Consider the following 22,215-nt stretch of genomic DNA (forward strand, 5'->3'; position numbering starts at 1 on the left):
ATCGGTTTCGGTCTGGCCCAGTTCCTCGCCCTGATAAAGGCTGATCGCGCCGGGAAACGACAGCAGCATCGCCGCCGATTGCCGGGCCAGCGCGTCGGGGTCGGTGGCATGGCCGGCCCAGCGGGTGACGTGGCGAACCACGTCATGGTTCGAGAAGGACCAGCAGGAATGACCGTCGGGGGCGCCTTTGCGGACGCCCTCGATCGTCTTGCGGAAATGCGCCGCGGTGAAATCGGGGCTGAGCATCTCGAAGCTGTAGCACATGTGCAGCCGGTCGTTTCCGGCGGTGTATTCGGCCATGATGTCGATGGCGGTCTGGCCGCCATCGCCGACCTCGCCCACCATCATGCGGCCGTCATATTCGTCGGTCAGCGCCCGCATCCGTTTCAGGAAGGCGATGTTGTCGGGCCGGTTCTTGGAATAGATGTGGCGTTGATAGCCATAGGTTTCGGGCCCGTCATGGTCGGGATTGGGCGGGTTGTCGCGCAACCTGTCGTCGTGGAAATAATAGTTCACCGTATCCAGCCGAAATCCGTCCACGCCTCGTTCCAGCCAGAAACGCATCGTGTCCAGCAGCGCGTCCTGCACCGGCCTGTGGTGGAAATTCAGATCCGGCTGCTGGATCAGGAAATTGTGCAGGTAATACTGGCGCCGTCGCGGCTCCCATTCCCAGGCCGGGCCGCCGAAGACCGAGGGCCAGTTGCTGGGCGGCGTGCCGTCCGGGTTTGGTTCCGCCCAGACATACCAGTCGGCCCTGGGGTTCCCGCGGTCCTGGCGCGACTGCTCGAACCAGGGATGCTTGTCGCTGGTATGGCTGAGAACCTGGTCGATGATCACCTTCAGCCCCAGGTCATGAGCGCGGGCAACCAGCGCGTCGAAATCCGCGATCGTGCCGAACAGCGGGTCGATGCCGGTATAGTCGGACACGTCATAGCCCATGTCCTTCATCGGCGAGGTGAAGATCGGCGACAGCCAGATCGCGTCGGCGCCCAGATCGGCCACATGGCCCAGCCGCCGCGCGATCCCCTTCAGATCGCCGATCCCGTCGCCGTCGTCGTCCTGAAAGCTGCGCGGATAGATCTGGTAGATCACGGCGTCGCGCCACCATTCTTTCATTGGAAACCCCGGCCATGACCTGTGTGTTGGGGTCAAGTCATGCATGAGAGTAGCCGGAAGGCCAACCGGAGTTTAGCGTCAAGCCAGACATTGCCCGAATCTTCGCGGCGGTTAGAGTGGGGACCATGGGAAAGACCGACCAGCCTTGCCCGCTGAACAGGCACGATCTGGATCTGCTGAGCGCGGGTCGTCACGATCGACCCTTCGACATCCTCGGCCCGCACGCCCAGGGGCGGCAGAATCGGATCGTGGCGTTCATGCCCGATGTCTCCGCGCTAGGCGTCGTCACGCAGGCCGGCGGCGAGATCGCAATGGAACGTGTCGAGGGCGACGTGTTCGCGGCGGTGGTTCCCGCCGGCCCATACCGGCTGAAGGCCAGATCGGGCGGCGGCGTGGAATGGGAATTCGACGATCCGTATCGCTTCGGCCCGGTTCTGGGCGATGTGGACCGCTATCTGATCGGCGAGGGAACGCATCGTCAATTGTGGCAGGCCCTCGGCGCGCATGTGATGGCGCATGAGGGCGCGCAGGGCACGCATTTCGCGGTCTGGGCGCCCAATGCCCGGCGCGTCTCGGTCATCGGGCAGTTCAATCACTGGGACGGTCGCCGCCATCCGATGCGGCGGGTGGGCGACAGCGGCGTCTGGGAAATCTTTCTTCCGGGCATCGCCGAAGGCGCGCTTTACAAATACGAACTGGTCGGCGCCGATGGCGGCGTCCTGCAGAAGGCCGATCCGGTCGGCTTCGGCAGCCAGCATCCGCCCGAAAAGGCCAGCGTCGTGCGCGACATTTCCGGATATGGCTGGGGCGACGCGGCCTGGATGGCTGGCCGCGCCGAGGCCCAGGACCGGACCGCCCCGATCAGCGTCTACGAGGTGCATCTGGGATCCTGGCGGCGGCGGTGGGACGATCATGGCCGGCCCCTGTCCTACAAGGAGCTTGCCCGCGATCTGATTGCCTATGTCAGCGATATGGGTTTCACCCATCTGGAACTGCTGCCGATCAGCGAATTCCCCTTCGACGGCTCATGGGGCTATCAGCCGGTGGGGCTTTATGCGCCGACGATCCGGTTCGGGCCGCCGCATGAATTCCGCGATCTGGTCGAGGCCGCGCACGAGGCCGGGATCGGCGTGTTGCTGGACTGGGTGCCGGGCCATTTCCCCACCGACGGGCACGGGCTGGCCCGCTTCGACGGCACGCCGCTTTACGAACATGCCGACCCGCGCGAAGGGTTCCATCAGGACTGGAACACGCTGATCTTCAATTACGGCCGAACCGAGGTCCGGAACTACCTGATCGCCAACGCCCTGTATTGGCTGAAGGAATATCATCTCGACGGGCTGCGCGTGGATGCGGTGGCCTCGATGCTGTATCGCGATTATTCACGCAAGGCCGGCGAATGGGTGCCCAACAGGCATGGCGGGCGGGAAAACCTGGAGGCCATCGCCTTCATCCAGGCCATGAACGTCGTCACCTATGGCGAGGTGCCCGGCATCATGAACGTGGCCGAGGAAAGCACGTCTTTCCCCAAGGTCTCGGCCCCGGTCGATGCGGGGGGGCTGGGCTTCGGCTTCAAGTGGAACATGGGCTGGATGAACGACACGCTGCGCTACATGCAGCAGGATCCGGTCCATCGCAAATATCACCACGATCAGATGACCTTCGGCCTGATGTATGCGTTTTCCGAGAATTTCGTCCTGCCGATCAGCCATGACGAGGTGGTCCATGGCAAGGGCAGCATGTTGCGCAAGATGCCCGGCGACGAATGGCAGCAATTCGCCAACCTGCGCGCCTATTACGGCTTCATGTGGGGTCATCCGGGCAAGAAGCTGTTGTTCATGGGCTGCGAATGGGGTCAGCCCGAGGAATGGAACCACAATGGCGAACTGAACTGGCACGCCGCCGGTCAGCCGCTGCACAAGGGTGTGCAATCGCTGGTCCGCGATCTGAACCGGCTTTATCGCGAAACGCCTGCGCTGCATGTCAAGGATTGCGATGCCGAGGGGTTTCAGTGGATCGCCACCGACCCGGCGCAATCGACCTATGCCTGGGTCCGGCGCGGCGGGGATGGCGACAGGCCGGTCGTGGTCCTGTGCAACTTTACCCCGGTCCCGCGCGATGGGTTCAGGATCGGCGTCCCGCAGAAGGGCCGCTGGCGCGAGGCGATCAACACCGACGCCGAAATCTACGGCGGCAGCGGCACCGGCAATCTGGGCGGGATCCAGGCGGACGGTCCGCCGCAGGACGGCCAGCCGGCTTCGGCCGAGGTCGTCCTGCCGCCGCTGTCGGTGGTCATTCTCGTGGCCGAGTGAGTTTTCAGGAGGGGAGTTTCGAAGATGGCAGAGACGAAAAGACTGAACCGCCGCGCGATGGCCTTCGTGCTGGCCGGGGGGCGTGGAAGCCGGCTTAAGGAACTGACCGACCGGCGCGTGAAGCCCGCCGTCTATTTCGGCGGCAAGACCCGGATCATCGATTTCGCGCTGTCGAACGCGATGAATTCCGGCATTCGCAAGATCGCCGTGGCCACGCAATACAAGGCCCACAGCCTGATCCGCCACGTCCAGCGCGGCTGGAACTTCTTTCGCGCCGAACGCAACGAATTCATGGACATCCTGCCCGCCAGCCAGCGCCTGTCCGAGGAACATTGGTATCGCGGCACCGCCGATGCGGTCACGCAGAACATCGACATCGTGGACAGTTATGATGTCGACTACATCGTCATCCTGGCCGGCGATCACATCTACAAGATGGATTACGAGGTCATGCTGCGCGAACATGTCGAAAGCGGTGCGGACGTCACCATCGGCTGCCTGACCGTTCCGCGGATGGAGGCCACGGCCTTCGGCGTGATGGCGGTGGACACGGCCGGGCGCATCACCTCGTTTCTCGAAAAGCCCGCCGACCCGCCGGGCACGCCCGACGATCCCGACAAGGCGCTGGCCTCGATGGGGATTTACGTCTTCAGATGGGATTTCCTGCGCGACCTGCTGACAAAGGATGCCGAGGATCCGGATTCCAGCCATGATTTCGGCAATGATCTGATCCCCGACATCGTGAAGAACGGCAAGGCGATGGCGCATCGGTTCGACGATTCCTGTGTGCGCGCGCCGGGCGCGCCGGCCTACTGGAAGGATGTGGGCACCGTCGACGCCTTCTGGCAGGCCAATATCGACCTGACGAATTTCACCCCCGAGCTGAACCTCTGGGACACCGAATGGCCGATCTGGACCTATTCCGAAAGCGTGCCGCCCGCGAAGTTCATCCATGACGAAAAGGATCGGCGCGGGATCGCGGTGTCGTCGATGGTATCGGGCGGATGCGTCATCTCGGGCACCGAGATCCGCAATTCGCTGCTGTTCACCCAGGTCCATACCAATTCCTATGCCTCGCTGGATCACGTCGTGGCGCTGCCCTATGTGACCGTCCATCGCCGCGCGCGGCTGACCAAGGCGGTGGTGGATGCCGGCGTGGTCATCCCCGAGGGCCTTGTCGTGGGCGAGGATTCGCGCGAGGACGCGAAATGGTTTCGCGTCAGCGAGGGCGGCGTCACGCTGATCACGCAGGACATGCTGGACAGGCGGGCGGCCTCTCTTTGATGCGGGTGCTGTCGGTCGCCTCGGAATGCGCGCCGCTGGTCAAGACCGGCGGGCTGGCGGATGTGGCGGGCGCGCTGCCCGCCGCGCTGGCCGCCCGGGACGTGCGGATGCGGACGCTGCTGCCGGGTTATCCGGCGGTGATCGGGGCGCTGAAGGATGGCGCGGCCGTCCAGACCTTCGACGACCTTTTCGGCGGCCCCGCCACGCTGCTGGCCGGTCGCGCTGCGGGGCTGGATCTGCTGGTCATCGACGCGCCCCATCTTTATGCGCGGCCGGGCAATCCCTATCTGGGCCCGGACGGGCGCGACTGGCCCGACAATCCCGAACGCTTTGCCGCGCTGTCGTGGGTTGGCGCGCGGATCGCGGCCGATGGCGCGGCGGAATGGCGGCCGCAGATCGTCCATGGCCACGACTGGCAGGCCGGGTTCGTGACCGAATATCTGCGGCAGATGCCGGCTTCGGACGTGCGCAGCGTGCTGACCATCCACAACATCGCCTTCACCGGCAATGCCGATCCCGGCCGGCTTCACGCGCTGCGGCTGGATCCGGCGCGGTTTCACAGCGATGGCTATGAATATTGGGGGATGATTTCGGCGCTGAAGGCCGGGCTGGTCGGGGCGGATGCGCTGACGACCGTATCACCCACCTATGCCCAGGAATTGATGACCCCGGAATTCGGCATGGGACTGGACGGCGTGATGCGCCACCGGCGCGCGGCACTGACCGGTATCCTGAACGGCATCGACGAATCGGCCTGGGATCCGGCCACCGATCCCGCGATCACCAATTACAGGCGTCCGCGTGGCAAGGCCGCCAACAAGGCCGCCCTGCGGGCCGAGTTCGGCCTGCCCGATGCCGATGGCCCGCTTTGCGTCATCATCTCGCGCATGACCCAGCAGAAGGGGCTGGATCTGCTGCTGGAGGCGCTGCCTGCGCTGATAGACGAGGGCGGGCAACTGGCGGTGCTGGGTTCGGGCGATCCGCAGCTTGAAAACGCCTTCCGCGCGGCCGCCCTGGCCGATCACATCGCCGTCCGCATCGGCTATGACGAGGCACTGTCCCACCGGATGATCGCGGGGGGCGATGCGATCCTGGTCCCGTCGCGCTTCGAGCCTTGCGGCCTGACCCAGCTTTACGGGCTGCGCTACGGCACCGTGCCACTGGTCGCGCTGACCGGCGGGCTGGCCGATACCGTCATCAACGCCTCGCCCGCCGCACTGGCACGTGGTGTGGCAACAGGCATCCAGTTCAGCCCGGTCGATGCCGCAACGCTGCGGAACGCGCTGTCGCGCCTGTGCACCCTTTACAAGACCCCGCAAACATGGTCCCGAATCCAGGCGAATGCGATGGCGCAACCTGTCGGCTGGGATCAATCCGCGCAGGCCTATGCCGACCTCTATGCCGGGCTGACGACGACCAGATGAAAAATCCGATTGCGATGAAGGCCGGCCGCCCGACGCCGCTGGGGGCCACGTTCGACGGCGCGGGCGTGAATTTCGCCCTGTTCTCGCAGCATGGCGCGCGCGTGACATTGTGCCTGTTCGACGAGCGCAACCGCGAGACCGGGCGGATCGACCTGCCCGAACGCGATGGCCATGTCTGGCACGGCTATGTGGCCGGGCTGCGGCCGGGGCAACGCTATGGCTTTCGTGTCCATGGCCCCTATGACCCGCATCAGGGCCACCGGTTCAATCCCAACAAGCTGCTGATCGACCCCTATGCCAAGCGCCTGACCGGCAGCCCGCGCAATCATGACGCGCTGTTCGGCTATCGCGCCGGCCACGCCGACGAGGATCTCAGCTTCGATCGCCGCGACAGCGCCCAGTACATGCCCAAATGCGTCGTCGTCGATCCCAGCTTTTCGTGGGGCAAGGACCGTCCGCTGCGGACGCCCTGGACCGAGACCGTGATCTACGAGGCGCATGTGAAGGGTCTGACCGCCGGACGCAAGGACATTCCGGCCCGCGGGACGTTCCTGGCCATGGCCTCGGATCCGATTCTCGATCACCTGAACGCGCTTGGCGTCACCGCGATCGAATTGCTGCCGGTCCACGCCTTTGCCGATGACCGTTTCCTGACCGACAAGGGGCTGACGAATTACTGGGGCTACATGTCCTATGGCTTCTTCGCGCCCGAGCCGCGCTACATGTCGGGCGGCGACATCGCCGAATTTCAGCAGATGGTCGCGCGGTTCCACAAGGCCGGCATCGAGGTGATCCTGGACGTGGTCTACAACCACACCGCCGAGGGCAACCGGATGGGGCCGACCTTGTCCTTTCGCGGGCTCGACAACGCCTCTTACTACCGGCTGGGCGAGGATCGGCGCTATTACGTCAACGATGCTGGCACCGGAAACGTGCTGGATCTGGACAATCCCTTCGTGCTGCGACTGGTGATGGATTCGCTGCGCTACTGGGTCGAGACGATGCATGTCGACGGATTCCGTTTCGATCTGTGTTCGGTTCTGGGGCGCACGCAGGGCGTCTTCGACCGCGACGGACCATTCTTTCGCGCGGTGCGTCAGGATCCGGTGCTGAATCGCGTCAAGCTGATCGCCGAGCCCTGGGATATCGGGCCCGGCGGCTATCAGCTGGGCGCCTATCCCGAGCCCTTCGCGGAATGGAACGACCGGTTTCGCGACCAGGTGCGCGGCTTCTGGCGCGGCGATGCGGGTCTGGTGGGAAAGCTGGCCAAGCGCGTGGCCGGATCAGCCGCGCGGTTCGACCATGACGGCCGGCCCGCAACCTCGACCGTCAACTTCGTCGCCGCCCATGACGGCTTCACGCTGATGGATACGGTCAGCTACGAGCACAAGCACAACGAAGCCAATGGCGAGGAAAACCGCGACGGCCACGACCACAACCTGTCGGGCAATTGCGGGGTCGAGGGGCCCTCGGATGATCCCGCCGTGGCCGAATGCCGCGCAAGGCGGCGGCGCAACCTGATGGCGACGCTGCTTTTGTCGCAGGGCACACCGATGATCCTGGCGGGCGACGAGCTGGGAAATTCGCAGGGCGGAAACAACAACGCCTATTGCCAGGACAACGAGATCGGCTGGGTGGACTGGTCCCGATCGGACCCGGATTTTCTGGATTTCTGCCGCCGCGCCATCGCCTTCCGCAAGGCCCAGCCGATCCTGCGGCAGCGGCGCTTCCTGCACAGCCAGCCGCGCGAACAGGACGGCCTGCCCGACCTGTTCTGGCACCGCGCCGACGGCCAGCCGATGACCAGTGAAGACTGGGCCGACCCTGAATTGCGCCTGCTGGCGGCCGAGATGCGGATGGCCTCGGGGACACCGGATTACGCGGCCTTGCCGGGGGCGGTCTTCGTGGTCTTCAATGCCGGTCCCCAGACAAGTGTGCGCCTGCCCGACACCAATGGCGACGGGCCCTGGCGGCGGCGGCTGGACAGCGCCCGCGACGACGAGCCGGACGAACAGGCCGGCGGCGTGGAAACCATCGCCGAAAACAGTGTCGCGGCCTTCGTTCTGGCGCCGCCCCGGACCGCGGCGGGCTGATCATGGCTGGCCTGCGGCGGGTCGCGCGCTCTTTTCAAGGCCATCGAAAGCTGGCAACACGTTCTCGCGGTCCGGTTGCGGGAATCGCCGCCTGACCCGATCGCCCGCCGCTGCCGCAACCGCGCGGCACGCGGACCCGTGATCCGCGCCTACCCAGGATGAGGCCCGACGTGACCCAGCTTCCCTCTGCGCAAGACCTTCGTGACCGGATCCTGCATCACCTGACCCATACCCAGGGCCGGGGCGAGGAGTTCGCCTCGACCTTCGACTGGCGCCTTGCCGTCAGCTATACCATCCGCGACCTGATCGTGACGCCGTGGATGGCGGCGCTGCGCGGGGCGCGCGACCAGGGCGCCAAGCGGGTCTATTACCTGTCGATGGAATTCCTGATCGGCCGGATCCTGGGCGATGCGATCGTCAATCTGGGTCTCGACCAGCGGATGGACGAGGCACTGACGATGCTGAACCTCGACAAGCAGGAAATCCTTGACGACGAACCCGACGCGGCCCTTGGCAATGGCGGTCTGGGACGGCTTGCGGCCTGTTTCATGGAATCGCTGTCCTCGCTGTCGGTGCCGGCTTTCGGCTATGGCATCCGCTACGAACACGGCCTGTTCCGCCAGCGGTTCGAGGCGGGGCAACAGGTCGAGACGCCCGAGGATTGGCTGAACCAGCCCCATCCGTGGGAATTCGTGCGCCTCGATTACAGCTTCACGATCGGCTTCAAGGGCCATGTCGAGGATCTGGATGGCCGCGCGGTCTGGCATCCGGGCGAAAGCGTGATCGCGCGGGCCTATGACATGCCGGTGGTCGGCTGGCAGGGCGGCTGGGCCAACACGCTGCGGCTGTGGGGGGCGCATCCGACCACGCTGCTGGACCTGCGCCGCTTCAACGCCGGCGATCACACCGCGGCGGCCGAACCCGAGGCCCTGGCCCGCACGATCAGCCGCGTGCTCTATCCCGATGACGGCACGGAATCGGGCAAGGAATTGAGGCTGAAACAGGAATATTTCCTGACCTCGGCCGCGCTTCAGGACATCCTGCGCCGCTTTCTGGCCGAACATGACGATCTGTCGCAACTGCCCGACAAGGTGGCGATCCAGCTGAACGATACCCATCCCGCCATTGCCGGACCGGAACTGATGCGGCTGCTGATGGACGATCACGGGATGGATTTCACCACCGCCCGCGATCTGGCGCGCGGGGTGCTGAACTATACCAACCACACCCTGCTGCCCGAGGCGCTGGAACGCTGGTCCACCTGGCTGATGGGCCGGGTCCTGCCGCGTCACATGCAGATCATCCAGATGATCGACGACGATCACCGCACATCCAGCGGCCGGCCCGACCGGGTGGCCATCGTCGATCACGACGAGGTGCGGATGGGCGAACTGGCCTTCATCATGGCCGGCAAGGTGAACGGCGTCTCGGCCCTGCATACCGACCTGGTCAAGGACACTGTCTTCGCCGATCTGAACAAGCTGCATCCGGGGCGGATCGTGAACCAGACGAACGGCGTCACCCCCCGCCGCTGGCTGCGCATGGCCAACCCGGCCCTGGCGCGGCTGCTGGACGACACGATCGGCGAGGGCTGGACCGGTGATCTGGACCAGCTGGCCGGGCTGGAACCCCATGCCGGCGATCCGGCTGTCCTGGAACGCCTGCGCAAGGCCAAGCGCGCCAACAAGGTCTGGCTGGCCCAAGGGCTGCTGGCCGATCTGGGCGTGAAGGCCGACGCGGACGCGATCTTCGACGTGCAGATCAAGCGGATGCACGAATACAAGCGGCAATTGCTGAACATCCTGGAAGCGATCGCGCTGTGGCGGCGCATCCATGACAACCCCAACGGCGACTGGACGCCGCGCGTCAAGATCTTCGGCGGCAAGGCCGCTCCGGGCTATTGGCTGGCCAAGACGATCATTCACCTGATCAACGACGTGGCCTCCACGATCAATGACGACCCGGTCACGCGCGATCTGTTGCAGATCGCCTATCCGCCGAATTACAACGTCTCGATGGCCGAGGACCTGATCCCCGCCGCCGACCTGTCCGAACAGATCTCGACCGCGGGCAAGGAGGCCTCGGGGACCGGCAACATGAAATTCACCATGAACGGGGCGCTGACCATCGGCACGCTGGACGGTGCGAATGTCGAGATCCGCGAAAAGGTCGGGGCCGAGAATTTCTTCCTGTTCGGCCTGACCGCCGAGGAAGCGGCGGCCGAGGTCGCGCGCCCCGGCCATGCCCGCCGCGCCATCGAGGCCAGCGAGGATCTGAAAGCTGCCCTGCAGTTGGTGGCCGAGGGCCGGTTCTCGGGCGGGCGGGCGGATTCCTATTTCGCGCTGCTGGACCGGACCTGGAACGACGATCCCTTCCTCGTGGCATCCGATTTCGAGGAATATTTCGCGGCGCAGCGCCGGGTGGACGCGGCCTATCGCGACCAGGCGGAATGGGATCGCATGGCCTGTCTGAACATCGCCCGGTCGGGCTTTTTCTCGTCAGACCGGACCATCCGTGGCTACATGGCCGATATCTGGAACGTGAAACCGGTCACGATGTGAACCGGCGCAACGGGGGCGGCGCCCTGCCGTTCCGACAGTGTGCCGGCGCCGGCGCCGGGGCGCTGCCGGACGCGGATTGGGCGCAGGCGCACGCCTGGCTGAACCGCAAGGCTTGCCGTTCGCAAGGATCATGGCTCTGGTCACAGAGGCGCGGGGTCTGGTAAGCGGGGCCGGTGGATCGGCGGGGGTGGCATGGCGGATCAGGATACGGGTTCGGTCGCGATCGTGCGGCGCAAGGCGGCGACCGCGCCGCGCCACCTGCGGCAGGTTCTGTCGCTGCATGATTTCGAACCGCTGGCAAGGCGTCGCCTGCCGCGCTCGGTCTTCGGCTATGTCAGCGGCGGGGTCGAGGCCGAGGTGACGCTGCGCGCGAACCGCGCCGCCTTCGACCGGATCGCCCTGCAGCCGCGCATCCTGCGCGACGTGTCGGTCCGGTCGCAGCGGCTGGCCCTGTTCGGTCAGGATCATGCCGTGCCCTTTGCCGTCGCGCCGATGGGATTCAGTTCGCTGGCCGCCTATGATGGCGACGTGGCCCTGGCCAGGGCGGCGCGGCAGGCGGGCAGCTTCGCGATCTGTTCGGCCGCCACGCTGACGCCGCTGGAACGGGTCGCGACCGAGGGCGGCAGCGGCTGGTTTCAGTGCTACATTCCCGGCGACCGGGCCCGGATCGAGGGATTGCTGGCCCGCGTCGCGCAGGCCGGCTTTCACACCCTGGTCGTGACCGGCGACGTTCCCGTCGCGGCGAACCGCGAAAACAATGCCCGAAACGGATTCGACGCGCCGTTTCGCATCACGCCGCAACTGATCTGGCAGGGCCTGACCCATCCGCGCTGGACCATCGGCACGCTGGGCCGCGAGATGACCGCGCGCGGAATGCCGCATTTCGAGAACATGGAGGCGGTGCAGGGTCCGCCGCTGTTCTCGCGCGATCTGGTCCGTTCGACCATCGCGCGGGACCGGCTGAATTGGGACGACCTGCGCTTTATCCGCGACCGCTGGCAGGGGCGCCTGCTGGTCAAGGGCGTGCTGCATCCGGCCGATGCGCAGACGGCCGCCGAGGCCGGGTGCGACGGCATCATCGTGTCGAACCATGGCGGACGTCAGCTTGACGGCTCTGTCGCGACGCTGGAGGTGTTGCCCGCGATCCGCGCGGCGGTGCCCGACATGGCGGTGATCTTCGACAGTGGCATAAGGCGCGGCACCGACGTGCTGAAGGCGTTGATGCTGGGCGCCGATTTCACGCTGGTCGGGCGGCCGTTCCTGTATGCGGCGGCGACCCACGGGGTCGAGGGCGTGCACCACGCGATGCGGCTGCTGGCCGATGAGGTCGATCGCGACATGGCGCTGCTGGGCGTGTGCAGCATCGCCGAGTTGCGCGATCAGATGCCGCTGCTGCTGCCGGCGGACTGGCGCGGCTGAGAACCGGCCCCGGCTTAGTACATGGCGATGCCGGGGAACAGGATCAGCATCGCCACGGCCAGCACCTGCAACAGGATGAAGGGCATCAGGCTGCGAAAGATCTCGCCCAGCGATATGTCGGGCGGGACGACCGATTTCAGGTAGAAGGCGGCCGGCCCGAAGGGCGGCGACAGGAAGCTGACCTGCATGTTCATCGCGAACAGCACCCCGAACCAGACCGGATCGAAGCCCAGCGTCTTGATGATCGGCACGAAGATCGGCATCGTCAGCAGCGCGATCCCCACCCAGTCCAGGAACATGCCCAGCACGAACAGGATCGCCATCATGAACAGGATGATGATCGTCGGGTTCTCGCTGATGCCGGTGATCAGTTCGGACACGAACTTGATCCCGCCCATCAGGTTGAAGACGCCGACCAGGGCCGAGGCGCCGATGCCGATCCAGACGATCATGCCCACGGTCTGCAACGTCTGCATGGCGGCGCCACGCAGCAGCGACCAGGTGAATTCGCCGCGCAGCATCGTGGACAGCATGACCCCGGCGACGCCGACCGCGCTGGCCTCGGTGACCGAGGCGATGCCGCCATAGATCGAGCCCAGCACCATGATCACCACCACGATGGGCAGGAACAGCCCCTTCAGAAGCCGCAGCTTTTCGGCCAGCGGGACAGGTTCGCGGACCGGATCGGGAACGGCGCCCGGCGTCAGGTAGGCGCGGGCCAGCACATAGGACACGTAGAACAGCGCCAGCATGAAGCCGGGGATGAAAGCCGCGGTGAACAATTCCCCGATCGAAACATTCGCGGTCAGCCCGTAGATGATCAGCACGATCGAGGGCGGAACCATGGTGCCCAGGCTGCCGCCGGCGCAGACCACGCCGATGGCCAGGCGGCGGTCATAGCCCTGTCGCAGCATCTGGGGCAGGGCGATCAGGCCCAGAAGCACGATCTCGCCGCCGATGATGCCGGACATGGCGGCCAGGATGACGGCCACGAAGATCGTCTGCACCGCGACGCCGCCCCGGATACGGCCCCCGATCAGGCGCATCGCGTCGAACAGATCGCGCGCGATGCCGCTGCGGTCCAGGATCGCGGCCATCAGCACGAACATCGGCACCGACACGAAGACGAAGCTGGAGACGAAGGAATAGACCCGGCTGGTGATCAGCGGCACGACGTTCGGGCCGAACCAGCCAAGCGCGAAGATCAGCGTGACCAGCAGCGTCACGAAGGCCAGCGGAATACCCGTCACCAGAAGCGCCAGCAGCATCACGAACAGCAGGCCCGTCCCGGCCTCGATGCCCATCGATTGCAGCGAACCGAAAATCTCCATCAGCGGCGCGCCCTTGCGTAATTCACGGCGAGGATCACGAATTGCACGGCCATCACGGCCAGCGCGATCATCAGCAGGATCTTCAGGATGCCCGGATAGGGCGGGTTCCACGCGCTGCCCGAGGTTTCCAGGCGAAAGCTGCCATCTGGCCGCCATGCCGCGCGCTTGACCATCTGCCAGGCCGCCCATGCAAAGGCACCCGCCGACAGCGCGCAGACGGTCGAGATGACGATGTCGAACAGCCGCCGGATGCGCGGCGGCAGGATGTCGTAGATTAGAACGACGCGGATATGGCGGTCGCGAGAGGCGCAGAGGATGCCGCCGAAGACGAAGGCCGTGGCGCAGAGGAACACCGTCGTCTCATGTGCCCAGATGGTCGGCGAATTGAAGACATAGCGCAGGATCACCTCCTGGATCAGGATCAGCATCGAGGCGACCAGACCAAGCGCGGGCAGGATCGCCACGCGGTCGATCCAGCGGCCGAAGGCGCCTGCTTCGGGAATCGCGTGATGGTCCTCTCGGACGATCTCTTCCGGCTCGGTCATCTTCGCCCTCCGCTGCTGCGGGACCGGGCGACGCATGGCCGCCCGCTCCCTGGCGCTTATTGCTGAACCAGACCCTTCTCGTTCAGATAGGCGGTCAGCGTGTCATAGACCTTCTGCGCGGCGGGCGATTGCGAGGCCACCTTTTCCCACTCGCCCATCGCGATCTTGCGGAACTTGGCGCGTTCTTCGTCGGACCAGTCGTGAATCATGATCTTCCCGCCTTCCTTGGCGGCGGCGACGGCCTTTTCGTCCGCCTCGGCCAGCGCCTTGATCTGGCGCTGCGCAAAATCCGCGACAGATTGCGTCATCACCTGCTGAAGATCCTCGGGCAGTTCGTCCCACTTGGCCTTGTTCATCGAAATTTCGACCAGGGGCAGCGAATGGAAGCCCGGATAGACCGGATGCGGCGCCACGTCGTTCAGCCCCTGCGCCTGATTGGTCGAAAAGACCGAATAATCGGCGGCGTCGATCACATTCTTGTCCAGCGAGGTAAAGACCTCGGAGCCCGGCAGGTTCACCGGGGCCGCCCCGGCCGCGGCAAAGACCTCTTGCACCAGCCCTTCGGGCGCGCGCATCTTCAGGCCCTTCAGGTCGTCCACGCCGTCCAGCGGCTTGGCGCTGACAAAGGCTTCAAGGCCGGGCGTGGTGGCGCCGATGAATTGCAGGCCATAGGGGTTTTCGATCTCGTTCAGCAACTCCTTGCCGCCGCCATTGGCGACGAAATCCAGCATCTGCTGCGGATCGGACCATGCGCCGACCGGGTTGCCCATCAGCCCGAAGGCCGGGTCCTTGCCGGCGAAATAGCTGAGGTCGGTGACGTGGCCGTCGATGATCCCGGTCGCGATGGCGTCCTGGGTTTCGTTATAGGCGACGATCGAATCGACCGGCAGCAGGTCGATCGCGATCCTGCCATCCGATTTCTGGGCCACATCCTCGACCCAGGTCTTCTGCAACTCGAAATTCGGGTTGCCGGCCGGGTCCGAGGACTGGAACTTGAATTCGTATTCGGCGGCAAGGGCGGGCGCGGCCAGGGCCATGACGGCGGTGGCGGCCAGAAGCGTCCGGCGGGTCAGGTTGGTCATTCTTTCTCTCCTCCTGTGGCAGTCGTCACGGCCGCCAGCGCGGCGACCGCGATTTCGGTGATCCGGTCGGGCGGATTGGCCACGTCGATCCAGATCGCGTTTTCGGTCGTGGTATCAGGTGGCTGCAAGGCGGCCAACTGGCTGTCGATCAGGCTTGCCGGCATGTAATGGTCGCGCCGCGCCTGCATCCGGGCGGCGATGATGTCGCGGTCGCCGTGCAGGAACACGATGTCCAGCGGTCCGGTCCTTGCCCGCAGCCGGTCGCGATGCGCACGCCCAAGGGCCGAACAGGCCAGCACGGCCCGCTTCTGCGCCGCAACCACGGCGTCTCCCAGCCGGTCCAGCCAGCCCCATCGCATCTCGTCGGTCAGCGGCAGTCCGGCCCGCATCCGCGCGACGCTGGCGGAATCGTGGTAGCTGTCGGCCTCGATGAACCGGCCGTCCAGGGATTCGGCGATGGCCGCGGCAATGGTGGATTTGCCCACGCCGCAGATGCCCATGACCAGAACCGGACGCTGTTGCATGACCGATGCCCTCCCCTCTTCGCGGCCATCGTGCATGACAGCGCTGTCATCCGTCAAGACGCTTTTCTTCGCCACGGAACCGCGTAATCTGCCAAATGATGGAGAAATCGCGAAAAACGACCCTTTCGGAAGTGGCGGTGGCGGCGAATGTCAGCCCTATCACCGTCTCGCGCGCATTGCGCAGTCCCGAAAAGGTCTCGGCCGAGGCGAGAGAGCGAATCACGCGCGCCATCGCCGATCTGGGCTATGTTCCGGACCCGGCCGCCCGCGCGCTGGCCTCGGGACGGACCGATGTGGTGGGGGTGCTCATCCCCTCGGTGTCCAACAACGTGTTTTCCGATGTTCTGCATGGCATCTATGACGGAATCGCGGACAGCACGCTGTCGGTGCAGCTGGGCACGACCGGCTATTCGCCGCTGGCGGAAGAACGGCTGATCCGGGTCTTTCTGTCGCAGCGGCCCTCGGGGCTGATCGTTGCCGGGCACGAGCAATCGCCCGCCGCGCGGCGGCTGCTGGCCGAGGCCAATTGCCCGGTCGTGCAGATCATGGAGATCGGACCCCAGCCCATCGACCTGGCCGTGGGCCTTTCGCATTTCGACGGCGCGCGCGCTGCCACGGCGCATCTGCTGGATCGCGGTTACCGCGCGCCGGCCTTTCTGGGCGCGCAGATGGATCCGCGCAGCCAGCGTCGGCTGGCGGGGTTCCGCGAGGGTATTCGCCTGGCCGGTCGGGACGGGCCGGACCGCGTGGTGACGACGCCCGAACCGTCTTCGGTCAGCCTCGGCTGTCGGCTTCTGGCCGATTTGCTGGCCCGCCACCCCGAGGCTGACGCGGTTCTTTGCAACAATGACGATCTTGCCCTTGGCGTGCTGTTCGAGGCGATGCGGCGCAATTTGCCGGTTCCCGACAGGCTGGGCATCTGCGGTTTCAACGATCTGGAGATGATGGCTGCCGCCCAGCCGCCGCTGAGTTCGATCGCCACCGACCGGCATGGCATGGGCCGCATGGCGGTGCACCTGATCCGCCAGCGCCATGGCGGCACCGGCCCGGCCCGCGGTCACGCCCTGGATTTGGGTTTTGCCTTGCGCGCACGGGAAAGCACCGCGGGGCGCCGCGGCTGACCGCGCCGCGGCGGATCGCCGGCGCGGGCGCTTGGTCAGTCGCGGCCTTTTTCTAGATCGCGGTCCTTCCGGACGCCGGGCGGGGGTTGTGGAAATCGCCGTCGCGCCAGATCGCGCGAAGGGCCAGCGCCGCGTCAAGCCGGACCAGATCGGCGGCGCGCCCGGCGGCGATGCGGCCCAGCCTGTCGCCCGCGCGGATCAGATCGGCGGGGATCGAGGTGGCCATGGCCAGCGCGCGTTCGGGCGCCGCGCCCGCCTGTCCGACCAGCGTCGCGATGGCGCGGTCCATGCTGAGATCGGCGCCGGCCAGGGTGCCGTCTTCCAGCGTCAGCCGGCCGTCCCGGCGCAGGATCCGCCGTCCGCCCAGCCGCATTTCGGCAGCGTCGGTGCCCGCGAAGGCCATGCAGTCGGTGACCAGGAACAGACCCTCGGCGCGCGCGGCCAGCGCCACCCGCATCGCGGCGGGGTGGACATGGATGCCATCGGCGATCAGACCGGCATGGGCATCGCCCGCCAGCACCGCCCCGACCAGGCCGGGGCTTCGGTGGCCAAGCTGGCTCATCGCGTTGAAAAGATGCGTGGCGCACGCCGCGCCCGCGGCAAAGGCGGCACCGGCCGCGTCAAGATCGCAATCGCTGTGGCCAAGGCTGACGATGGCTCCGGCGCCCGAAAGCGCCGCAACCTGTTGCGGGCTGACGCTTTCGGGCGCCAGCGTGACCATCAGCGCGGGCAGGGCGCGCGCAGCCCCGCACAACCGCGCCAGATCGTCGTCCTGCATCGGCCGGATCAGCGCGGCGTCATGGGCGCCCTTGCGGCGCGGGTCCAGATGCGGACCTTCCAGATGCAGACCCAGAAAGCCGGGAACCCCGGCGCGCGCGGCCTCGATCCCGGCGGCGATGACGGCGGCGGTGGCCTCGGGGCGGTCGGTTATCAGCGTCGGCAGGATACCCGCGCAGCCCAGGTCGCGGTGGCTGGCGCAGATCGCGCGCAGGGCGGCAAGATCCGTGCCGCCATCCACCATCAGTCCGCCCCCGCCATTGACCTGAAGATCGACGAATCCGGGCGCGAGGATGCCGCCGATGCGATGGGTGACCGCGCCGGCCTTGGCCTCGGGCAGGATCGCGGCAATGCGGCCGTCCTCGATCACCAGCGCCCGGCCGTCCAGAAACCCTGCGCCGTCGAAGATGCGAGCGCCCGCGATGACCTGCCGCATCAGACCGTCTCCGTCACCTTGCGCAGGTGCGGGGGCTGGTCGGGATCGAAGCCGCGCCGCCATGCCAGCGCCTCGATGAAGGCATAGAAACTGGCGATCAGCGCCAGCGGCGCGATCAGCGGGTGAAGGCCGGGTTCCGAGGGCAGGCGCACAGCGCCCGCCACATCGGCGCCGGTCAGAAAGACCTCGGCCCCCTGCGCGGTCAGCCGTTCGGCGGTGGCGGCCAGCCGCGGCAGGGCGGCATCCTCGATCCCCAGGGCGAGGATCGGAAACGGCGGCTGGACGATGGCAGCGGGTCCGTGCAGCACCTCGGCTGCGCTGTAGCCTTCGGCGTGGATGCCCGCGACCTCCTTGAACTTCAGCGCGGCCTCGTTGGCGATGGCGATGGCCGGGCCGCGGCCCAGAACGAAGCACCGGCTGGCCCCGGTCAGCCGGTCGACCAGTGGCGACCAGTCCAGCGCCACCGCCCGCGCCAGAGCCTGGGGCGATGCCGCGATGGCGTCTTGCAGGGCGCGGTCCCGCTGCCATTCCGCCAAGAGCGACAGGCCCGCCAGCACCGAATTGACGAAGGTCTTGGTGGCGGCGACGCTTTTTTCCTCGCCCGCTGCCAGCGGCAGGCAATGGGCCGATGCGGCGGCCATCGGGCTGTCAGCGTGATTGGTGATCGCGATCGACAGCGCGCCGCCCGCCGTGGCCGTCTGCACCATCTCGACGATGTCGGGGCTGCGGCCCGATTGCGAGATGCCGATACAGGCGCCGCGGGGCAGGCGCAGCGGCCGGCCATAGATCGAGGCGATCGAGGGTCCGACAGAGGCCACGGGTATCCCCGCCACCAGCTCGACCGCGTATTTCAGATAGGTCGCCGCGTGATCCGACGATCCGCGCGCGATGGTCGCGATCACCGCCGGATCGCGGGCGCGCAAGACATCGGCGGCGGCGACCACGGCCTCGTGCGATTGCGCCAGAAAGCGGGCGGCCGCATCGGGGATTTCGGCCACTTCGCGGGCCATGTTGCTTTGGCTCATCTGCTGGTCCTCTCGGCTCTGTCGCTATCGGGATGCATCTTCAGCTCCACCGCGAAATCATAGGCGTCGCCGCGATAGAGCGAGCGGGTGAATTCGACCACCGCGCCCGAGGCCAGATAGGCCACGCGTTCGATCCGCAGGCCGGCGACGCCGGGGGCGACGCCCAGCAGGTCGGCGTCGCGGCGGCCGAGATTGGCGGCCGAGATGCGCTGGACCGCGCGCAGCGGGCGCTGCCCGCGCGATTCCAGCAAGGCGTAAAGCGAGGTCTGGACCGATTCGGGGTCGGGCAGGATCGTGGCCGGCAACGAGGCCATTTCCACCGCCAGCGGCACGCCGTCCGAAACCCGCACCCGTTCCAGCCGCGCGACGCGGTCGCCCGTGGCAAGGCCAAGCGCCATCACCTCTTCGGGGCTGGGCGAATGCAGCCCGCGCGCCAGCCAGCGGCTGTCGATCTGCCGGCCGCGCCGGGCCATGTCCTCGGTGAACGAGGTCAGCAGCGACAGCGCCTGTTCCAGCCGTTCGACGCGGGGCGCGACGATGGTGCCCGATCCGCGCCGCTGGATCAGTTGGCCCGAGCCGACCAGCGCCTCGATCCCCTTGCGGATGGTGACGCGCGAGAGGCCGGTCATCGCCGCCATCTCGCGTTCGGGCGGCAGGCTGTCGCCGGGTTGCAGGCGGCCCGAGGCGATGGCCTCGGCGATGCGCCGGTGCAGTTGCAGATAGCGCGGGCCGGCCGCGCCGTCATCGAACTGGCCGGGCTGGAAAAGATCGCTCATGCCGCGCCCGCCATCTGCCGCGCCATCAGCACCGCGCCGTCAAGACTGTTGCCGATGGCTGCCTTGACCGGCCAGGGGTCGCCGAGGCGCGCGGCGTAATGCGGCCCCAGCCCGCCCAGGAAGACGACGGGCAGGCTGTCGCCGGCTTGCAGGGTGGTCAGGATTTCGCGGATCCGGGCGATGGCCGCGCCGAAGATGCGGCTGGCGGCGGGGTCGTCGGATGTGACGATGCGCGGCGCCAGCGCACCGAAATCGGCTGGACGCGCGGTGTTGCCGAAGGCGATGATGCCCTCGATGCCGCCGAACTGGTCCAGCATGTCGCGCAGCAGCGGCGTCATCGGCAGCAAGCCGTCGGCGGCGCGCATCGCATCGGCCAGCAGGCAGCGGCCCAGCACCGCGCCGCTGCCCTCGTCGCCCATCAGAAAGCCGCGGCCGCCGACCTGCCGGATGGTGCCGCCGCGCTGGATCGCGAAAACCGATCCGGTGCCAAGCGCGGCAAGGATGCCGTCCTGCGATCCAAGGGCGCCGCGCGCGGCGGTGATGCCGTCGTTGACGATCTGCATCCGGGCGAAGGGCAGAAGGCCCGCCAGCCGGTCACCCGCCGTCCGCATCGCGCCGCCCGCCAGGCCCAGGGCCGCGATCAGGTCCGAGGCCCGCGCGCCGCTGCCCTCCAGCGCCTGGGCCGTGGCTGACAGGATGTTGGCCGCCGCGCCCTGAACATCGGTATTGATATTGGCAGGCCCGCCGGTTCCACGCCCGATAACGGTGCCGTCCGCATCGGCCAGCGCCGCGCGGCAGCCGGTTCCACCGCCATCGATTCCCAGAAACAGCGCCATTCGGGCCTCCTCGCTGCGCAGAATACCAAAGCAATACCAAATGAAAAGACGAAACTGAATCGGGCTGTTTCCGCCCATTTCAAAGCCGGATTGATTCAGGGGGTTTACAATTGGTATTGCTTTGGCATCATGCAACACCAGAAGCCGGATTCGACCGGACATGCCGCGTCGCGACCGCACGCGGCCTTCAACCAGGGAGATTTTTCATGACGAGAATGCTTCGCCTCGGGCTGCTGACCAGCGCCCTGCTGGCCGGCGCCGCCTCGGCGCAGGACGCGACGCTGACCATCGAAAGCTGGCGCAACGACGACCTGCAGATCTGGCAGGACACCATCATTCCGGCCTTCGAGGAGGCCAATCCGGGCATCAAGGTCAATTTTGCGCCGAGCGCGCCGGCGGAATACAACGCGGTGCTGAATTCCAAGCTGGATGCGGGTTCGGCCGGCGATCTGATCACCTGCCGCCCCTTCGACGCCTCGCTGGAATTGTTCAAGAAGGGGCAGTTGGCGGATCTGAGCGATCTGGCCTCGATGGCGAATTTCTCGGACGTGGCGAAATCGGCCTGGCAGACGGATGACGGCGCCTCGACCTTCTGCGTGCCGATGGCCTCGGTCATTCACGGTTTCATCTACAACAAGACCGCTTTCGAGGAACTGGACCTGACGCCGCCGGAGACGGTGGATGAATTCTATGCCGTTCTGGACAAGATCAAGGAAGACGGCAGCTATATCCCGATGGCGATGGGCACCGCCGATCAGTGGGAAGCCGCGACCATGGGCTATCAGAATATCGGTCCCAGCTACTGGAAGGGCGAAGAGGGCCGCAAGGCGCTGATCGAGGGCGGCCAGAAGCTGACCGACGAGGGCTGGGTCGAGCCGTTCCGGCAATTGGCCAGGTGGAAGGATTATCTGGGCGACGGGTTCGAGGCGCAGACCTATCCCGACAGCCAGAACCTGTTCACGCTGGGCCGCGCCGCGATCTATCCTGCGGGAAGCTGGGAGATCGGCGTCTTCACCCCGCAAATCGGAGGCGCGTTCGAGATGGGGGCCTTTCCGCCGCCGGTGCCGGCCGCGGGCGATGGCTGTTATATCAGCGATCACACCGACATCGCCATGGGCATGAACACCAAGACCAGGTATCCCGAGGCGGCCAAAACCTTTCTCGAATGGGTCGGTTCGCCTGAATTCGCCACGCTCTATGCCAATGCGCTGCCGGGCTTCTTCTCGCTGAATGCGACGCCGGTCGAGATGCAGGATCCGCTGGCCCGGGAATTCGTCGGCTGGCGCGAGAATTGCCAATCCACGATCCGGTCGACCTATCAGATCCTGTCTCGCGGCACGCCGAACCTGGAAAACGAGACCTGGAACGCCAGCGCCAACGTCATCAACGGGACCGAAACGCCCGAAGATGCGGCGGCACGGCTGCAGGAGGGGCTGGCCTCGTGGTACGAGCCGCAGCAGAAATGATCCGCTGCCGGTCGTGACGACCCGCCAATGGCCGGGGGGCCTTCCGCCCCCGGACCCCCCGCGGGGATTTTCGCAACGAAGAAGAGG

General features: G+C 66.5%; 17 protein-coding genes. 8 read left to right on the plus strand and 9 right to left on the minus strand.

The window, feature by feature from the left end; genetic code table 11:
• Positions 1 to 1,116: alpha-amylase family glycosyl hydrolase (locus B4L36_RS06080; RefSeq protein ID WP_292953876.1), on the minus strand; the 1,116-nt coding region annotated here is incomplete at its 3' end.
• Between the two features lie 125 nt (positions 1,117 to 1,241).
• Between B4L36_RS06080 and glgB the strand changes: the two genes are divergently transcribed.
• The 6 genes from glgB (at position 1,242) to B4L36_RS06110 (ending at position 12,209) form a co-directional block, all read left to right on the plus strand.
• A complete protein-coding gene (gene glgB / locus B4L36_RS06085) occupies positions 1,242 to 3,428 on the plus strand; it encodes a 1,4-alpha-glucan branching protein GlgB (protein WP_292953879.1) in 2,187 nt (728 codons plus the stop codon).
• 24 nt (positions 3,429 to 3,452) lie between these two features.
• A complete protein-coding gene (gene glgC / locus B4L36_RS06090; protein WP_292953882.1) occupies positions 3,453 to 4,712 on the plus strand; it encodes a glucose-1-phosphate adenylyltransferase in 1,260 nt (419 codons plus the stop codon).
• On the plus strand, positions 4,709 to 6,136 hold the full coding sequence (glgA, locus tag B4L36_RS06095) for a glycogen synthase GlgA (RefSeq protein ID WP_292953885.1): 1,428 nt from the start codon (positions 4,709 to 4,711) through the stop codon (positions 6,134 to 6,136). Before glgC ends, glgA begins: the two co-directional genes overlap by 4 nt.
• A complete protein-coding gene (gene glgX, locus B4L36_RS06100) occupies positions 6,133 to 8,229 on the plus strand; it encodes a glycogen debranching protein GlgX (RefSeq protein WP_292953888.1) in 2,097 nt (698 codons plus the stop codon). The genes glgA and glgX overlap by 4 nt, the downstream gene beginning before the upstream one ends.
• A 158-nt stretch (positions 8,230 to 8,387) precedes the next feature.
• Positions 8,388 to 10,790: a glycogen/starch/alpha-glucan phosphorylase gene (locus tag B4L36_RS06105; protein ID WP_292953891.1), complete on the plus strand. Its 2,403-nt coding sequence runs from the start codon at positions 8,388 to 8,390 to the stop codon at positions 10,788 to 10,790.
• A gap of 192 nt (positions 10,791 to 10,982) precedes the next feature.
• Entirely contained in the window at positions 10,983 to 12,209 is a 1,227-nt protein-coding gene (locus B4L36_RS06110) for an alpha-hydroxy acid oxidase (RefSeq protein ID WP_292953894.1), read from the plus strand.
• 14 nt (positions 12,210 to 12,223) lie between these two features.
• Here B4L36_RS06110 and B4L36_RS06115 read toward each other — a convergent pair whose 3' ends face one another.
• Genes B4L36_RS06115 through B4L36_RS06130 form a run of 4 tightly spaced genes read right to left on the minus strand, consistent with a single transcriptional unit; the run spans position 12,224 to position 15,691 of the window.
• Positions 12,224 to 13,540, minus strand: coding sequence for a TRAP transporter large permease (locus tag B4L36_RS06115; RefSeq protein WP_292953897.1), 1,317 nt, complete (start codon positions 13,538 to 13,540; stop codon positions 12,224 to 12,226).
• The gene (locus B4L36_RS06120) at positions 13,540 to 14,085 is read right to left on the minus strand and encodes a TRAP transporter small permease subunit (RefSeq protein WP_292953900.1); all 546 of its coding nucleotides are present in this window, start codon (positions 14,083 to 14,085) and stop codon (positions 13,540 to 13,542) included. Before B4L36_RS06120 ends, B4L36_RS06115 begins: the two co-directional genes overlap by 1 nt.
• A gap of 56 nt (positions 14,086 to 14,141) precedes the next feature.
• Positions 14,142 to 15,167, minus strand: a complete 1,026-nt coding sequence (locus B4L36_RS06125; RefSeq protein WP_292953903.1) for a TRAP transporter substrate-binding protein — start codon at positions 15,165 to 15,167, stop codon at positions 14,142 to 14,144.
• On the minus strand, positions 15,164 to 15,691 hold the full coding sequence (locus B4L36_RS06130; protein ID WP_292953906.1) for a gluconokinase: 528 nt from the start codon (positions 15,689 to 15,691) through the stop codon (positions 15,164 to 15,166). The genes B4L36_RS06125 and B4L36_RS06130 overlap by 4 nt, the downstream gene beginning before the upstream one ends.
• 98 nt (positions 15,692 to 15,789) lie before the next feature.
• Between B4L36_RS06130 and B4L36_RS06135 the strand changes: the two genes are divergently transcribed.
• Positions 15,790 to 16,812, plus strand: coding sequence for a LacI family DNA-binding transcriptional regulator (locus tag B4L36_RS06135; RefSeq protein ID WP_292953909.1), 1,023 nt, complete (start codon positions 15,790 to 15,792; stop codon positions 16,810 to 16,812).
• A 52-nt stretch (positions 16,813 to 16,864) separates the two neighbouring features.
• Here B4L36_RS06135 and nagA read toward each other — a convergent pair whose 3' ends face one another.
• Genes nagA through B4L36_RS06155 form a run of 4 tightly spaced genes read right to left on the minus strand, consistent with a single transcriptional unit; the run spans position 16,865 to position 20,662 of the window.
• Positions 16,865 to 18,025, minus strand: a complete 1,161-nt coding sequence (gene nagA / locus B4L36_RS06140) for an N-acetylglucosamine-6-phosphate deacetylase (protein WP_292953911.1) — start codon at positions 18,023 to 18,025, stop codon at positions 16,865 to 16,867.
• The gene (locus tag B4L36_RS06145) at positions 18,025 to 19,050 is read right to left on the minus strand and encodes an SIS domain-containing protein (protein WP_292953914.1); all 1,026 of its coding nucleotides are present in this window, start codon (positions 19,048 to 19,050) and stop codon (positions 18,025 to 18,027) included. The genes nagA and B4L36_RS06145 overlap by 1 nt, the downstream gene beginning before the upstream one ends.
• On the minus strand, positions 19,047 to 19,826 hold the full coding sequence (locus B4L36_RS06150; protein ID WP_292953917.1) for a GntR family transcriptional regulator: 780 nt from the start codon (positions 19,824 to 19,826) through the stop codon (positions 19,047 to 19,049). Before B4L36_RS06150 ends, B4L36_RS06145 begins: the two co-directional genes overlap by 4 nt.
• A complete protein-coding gene (locus B4L36_RS06155) occupies positions 19,823 to 20,662 on the minus strand; it encodes a BadF/BadG/BcrA/BcrD ATPase family protein (protein WP_292953920.1) in 840 nt (279 codons plus the stop codon). Before B4L36_RS06155 ends, B4L36_RS06150 begins: the two co-directional genes overlap by 4 nt.
• Before the next feature lie 206 nt (positions 20,663 to 20,868).
• Here B4L36_RS06155 and B4L36_RS06160 point away from each other — a divergent pair, with 206 nt between their 5' ends.
• The gene (locus B4L36_RS06160) at positions 20,869 to 22,128 is read left to right on the plus strand and encodes an ABC transporter substrate-binding protein (protein ID WP_292953923.1); all 1,260 of its coding nucleotides are present in this window, start codon (positions 20,869 to 20,871) and stop codon (positions 22,126 to 22,128) included.
• Positions 22,129 to 22,215: the final 87 nt, after the last annotated feature.

The sequence above is a fragment of the Paracoccus sp. UBA889 genome (assembly GCA_002294185.1).
Taxonomy (GTDB): domain Bacteria; phylum Pseudomonadota; class Alphaproteobacteria; order Rhodobacterales; family Rhodobacteraceae; genus Paracoccus.